This is a genomic window from Sphingopyxis sp., from assembly GCF_035998965.1.
In the GTDB taxonomy this organism is placed as follows: domain Bacteria; phylum Pseudomonadota; class Alphaproteobacteria; order Sphingomonadales; family Sphingomonadaceae; genus Sphingopyxis.
Genome location: NZ_DASYHE010000026.1, coordinates 1 through 3795, shown reverse-complemented (window position 1 = coordinate 3795; position 3795 = coordinate 1). Strand labels below are relative to the sequence as shown.

The 3795-nt window shown below is 64.1% G+C and carries 2 protein-coding genes and 1 pseudogene; all 3 read right to left on the bottom strand.

Features of this window, described 5'->3' with window-relative positions:
• Window positions 1-276 (bottom strand): DUF190 domain-containing protein (locus tag VGN68_RS03375; RefSeq protein ID WP_327473869.1); only part of this gene is annotated, 276 nt, incomplete at its 3' end.
• Window positions 277-285: 9 nt separating this feature from the next.
• Window positions 286-3528, bottom strand: a complete 3243-nt coding sequence (locus VGN68_RS03370) for a CusA/CzcA family heavy metal efflux RND transporter (RefSeq protein ID WP_327473867.1) — start codon at window positions 3526-3528, stop codon at window positions 286-288.
• A 3-nt stretch (window positions 3529-3531) separates the two neighbouring features.
• A pseudogene (locus tag VGN68_RS03365) lies at window positions 3532-3795 on the bottom strand (efflux RND transporter periplasmic adaptor subunit); the annotation flags it as partial.

Below are 3795 nucleotides of genomic sequence, written 5' to 3'. Positions count from 1 at the left end.
GAGCCCGATGTCCGGTATTTCGGTCAGCTGCGCCGCAAAGTCGCGGAGCCGCTGCTCCTCGTCGATGATCTCGATCACGACCGCCCGGTCATTCTCCAGCGCATGCTTGCGGTGGAGATGCGCCGAGCGACCGAAACCGAGGACCGCTTCGAGGACGGTGACCCCCGCCAGCTTTTGCTGGCGGGCGAGTTCGGAAATGAACTCGAAGACGCGCTGGTCGCCGAAGAAGGCAGACTCGTCGGTATAAACGCGCAATAGCTTGGATGCTTTTTGCATGGTCCTCTCCTATTCCGTGACCGGCGCTTCGGCCGGCTCGGTTTTGCGTTTCAGGAAACCGGGCTGCCAATTCGCGCCAAGAACGACCTTCGCGATGGCCGGGAGCACGAGAAGCGTCAGGATGGTCGCTGCGATGAGGCCGCCGATGACGGTCGTCGCGAGCGGCTTCTGCACCTCGGCGCCTGTCCCCGTCGCGATCGCCATCGGCACGAAGCCGATCGCGGGCACGAAGCCGGTCATAATCACCGCGCGCATCTTCTCGATCATGCCCTCGCGGATCGCCTCGGTGAGCGGCACGTCATTCTCGAGCCGCTCGCGGATCGCCGTCATGACGACGAGACCGTTGAGCACCGCGACGCCGGCGAGACAGATGAAGCCCACCGCTGCGGACACGGAGAAGTTGATGCCCGTAAGCGCGAGGGTGAACACCCCGCCTGCGAGCCCCAGCGGGACCGCAAGGAACACGGCAGTTGCTCGGCCGAAAGTGCCAAGCGCCATGTACAGCAGGATGAAGATACCCGCGAAGCAGAGCGGCACCACGATGGAAAGCCGCTTCGAGGCGGCCTGCAGGCTTTCGAACTGCCCGCCCCATTCGAGATAATAGCCCGCCGGAAGCTTCACATTGGCAATCTTCGCTTGCGCCTCGGCCACGAAGGAGCCCGCATCGCGGCCTTCGAGGTTCACCTGTACGACGACGCGCCGCTTGCCATTCTCGCGGCTGATCTGGTTGAGCCCTTCGGTCAGCCGGATCTGCGCCACTTGCGCAAGCGGTATCTGTCCGCGGTTCCCGCCTTCCGAGGGAAGGAGCACGGGAAGCGCGCGAATGTCGTCGAGATTGACGCGGGTCGCGTCGGGAACGCGCACGGTGATGTCGAACCGGCGATCGCCTTCGTAAAGGAGACCCGATTCACGCCCGCCAAGCGCCGCCGACACGGTGTCGGCGACTTCCTGCACCGACAGGCCGTAACGCGCGATCGCATTGCGATCGAGCTTCACGTCCAGCGTCGGAGCGCCGCCGACCTGGTCGGCCTTGACGCTGCCCGCACCCGGAATGCCCTGGAGCACCTTCACCATCTCGTTCGCGGCGAGCGACATCTTGTCGAGGTCGTCCCCGTAGAGCTTGATGGCGACGTCGCCGCGGACACCCGCGATCAGTTCGTTGAAACGAAGCTGGATCGGCTGGCTGACCTCGTAAAGCTGGCCGAGCTGGCCGCCAGCGGCCTTCTCGATCCGCTCGACGACATCGGCCTTGCTATCGACGCCCGCCGGCCACTGGTCCTGCGGCTTCAGGATCACGAAGCCATCCGAGATGTTCGGCGGCATCGGATCGGTCGCCACCTCGGCGGTACCCGTCTTCGAGAACATCAGTTCGACTTCGGGCAGGCTCGAGATCGCCGTCTCGACATTACGTTGCATGGCCAGCGACTGTTCGAGGCTCACCGAAGGCACGCGCGTCGAGGCGAGTGCCATATTCTTCTCGTCGAGCTGCGGAATGAATTCCGAACCCAGAAGCCCAAACGCGGGGATCGCGAGAAGGAAGAAGACGAAGCCGCCCGCGATGAAGGTCCAGGGTTTCGCGATCGCCTTGTCGAGCAAGGGCAGATAGCGTTCCTTGGACTTGCGGATGGCCCAGACTTCCTTCTCGGCCACTTTGCCGCGGATCATCAGCGCGACGAGCGCCGGGACCAGCGTGATGGCAAGGATGAAGGCGGCGACGAGCGCGAGCATGATGGTGATGGCCATCGGCGAGAAGGTCTTGCCCTCGACGCCTGTGAACATCAGCAGCGGCGCGAAGGCGAGCAGGATGATCGCCTGGCCGAAGACCGTCGGTTTGATCATCTCCTGGCTGGCCCGCATCGTCTCCTCGAGACGTTCGCGAAGGTTAAGCAATCTCCCTTCATGCTCCTGCCTGTGTGCCAGTCTCGCCAGACAGTTTTCGATGATGATCACCGCCCCGTCGACGATCAGACCGAAGTCGAGAGCGCCGAGGCTCATCAGGTTACCGGGGACCCGGAACGCGTTCATGCCCATCGCCATCATCAGGAAGGAGAAGGGGATGACGAGCACCGCGATGATCGCGGCGCGCCAGTTGCCGAGCAGGAAAAAGAGCGCGGCCGCGACGAGCAGCGCGCCTTCGGTCAGGTTCTTTTCAACCGTGCCGACGGTCGCGTTCACGAGCTTGGCGCGGTCGAGCACCACCTTCACTTCGACGCCAGGCGGCAAGGTTTTCGACACCTGCGCGATCTTCGCCGAGACATCCTCGGCGACGGTGCGGCTGTTCTGGCCGATCAGCATGAGCACGGTGCCGATCACCGCCTCCTTGCCGTTCATGCTGCCCGCACCCGTTCGAAGGTCGCCGCCAATCTTCACATTGGCAAGCTGCCCGACGGTGACAGGAACCCCGCCGCGCGTTGCAACGACGGCATTGCGGATCTCGTCGACCGAGCGAACGCGCGCATCGACGCGGACGAGATAGGCCTCGCCGCCGCGGTTGTAATAGTTGGCGCCGACCGCGAGGTTTGCGCGTTCGAGCGCTTCGCCGAGTTCGCTGTAGGAAATGCCATAGCTGGTGAGGCGTGTCGGATCGGGCTCGACCACGAAGGTCTTGGCATAGCCACCGATCGAGTCGACGCCGGCAACGCCGCCGACCGACTTCAGCTGGGGGCTGACGATCCAGTCCTGGACTGTGCGAAGATAGCCCGACTTCGCGATCTCGTCGGTGAGGATATCGCCCTCGGGGGTCAGATAGCTGCCGTCGGGTTGCCAGCCCGGTTGGCCCGCAACCTTCTTGGCGCCCTTCCCGTCAGAATTTTTATAGCCGACGGTGTACATCACGACCTCGCCGAGACCCGTCGTTACGGGACCGATCTGCGGCTGCGCCCCATCGGGCAGATTTTCGCCCGCCTGGAGAAGCCGTTCGCCCACCTGCTGGCGCGCGAAATAGAGGTCGGTTTCATCGGAGAAGATGGCCGTCACCTGGCTGAAGCCGTTGCGCGAGATCGACCGTGTCGTCTCGAGCCCCGGAATGCCGGCCAGCGAGATTTCGATCGGATAGGTTACGAGTTTCTCGATTTCGACCGGCGAAAGGCGCGGGTCGATCGTGTTGATTTGCACCTGTTTGTTGGTGATGTCGGGAACGGCGTCGATCGGCAGCTTGGTGAGCTGCCAGACGCCGAGGCCCGCGATCACGAGGAAGAGGAAAAGCACCGCCCAGCGCGCGCGGACGGATAGCGCCATCAGTTTCGCGATCACGGTCTATTCCTCCTCGCCCGCGCCCTTGCCGAGTTCGGCCTTGAGCAGGAATGCGTTCTTGGTCGCGACGATCTGGCCCGGCTTCAGCCCGGCGAGGATTTCGACACGGCCCGCGCTGCGCTGGCGGACGGTCACCTGCTGCGCGCGGAAGCCGTCCTTCGTGCGGACGAACACCACGTCGCGGCCTTCGAGCGTCTGGAGGGCTTCGTCCGCGATCACGATACGGGCCGGCCCACCGGTTTCGGCGCCGCGGCTCGGAAGCAGCCG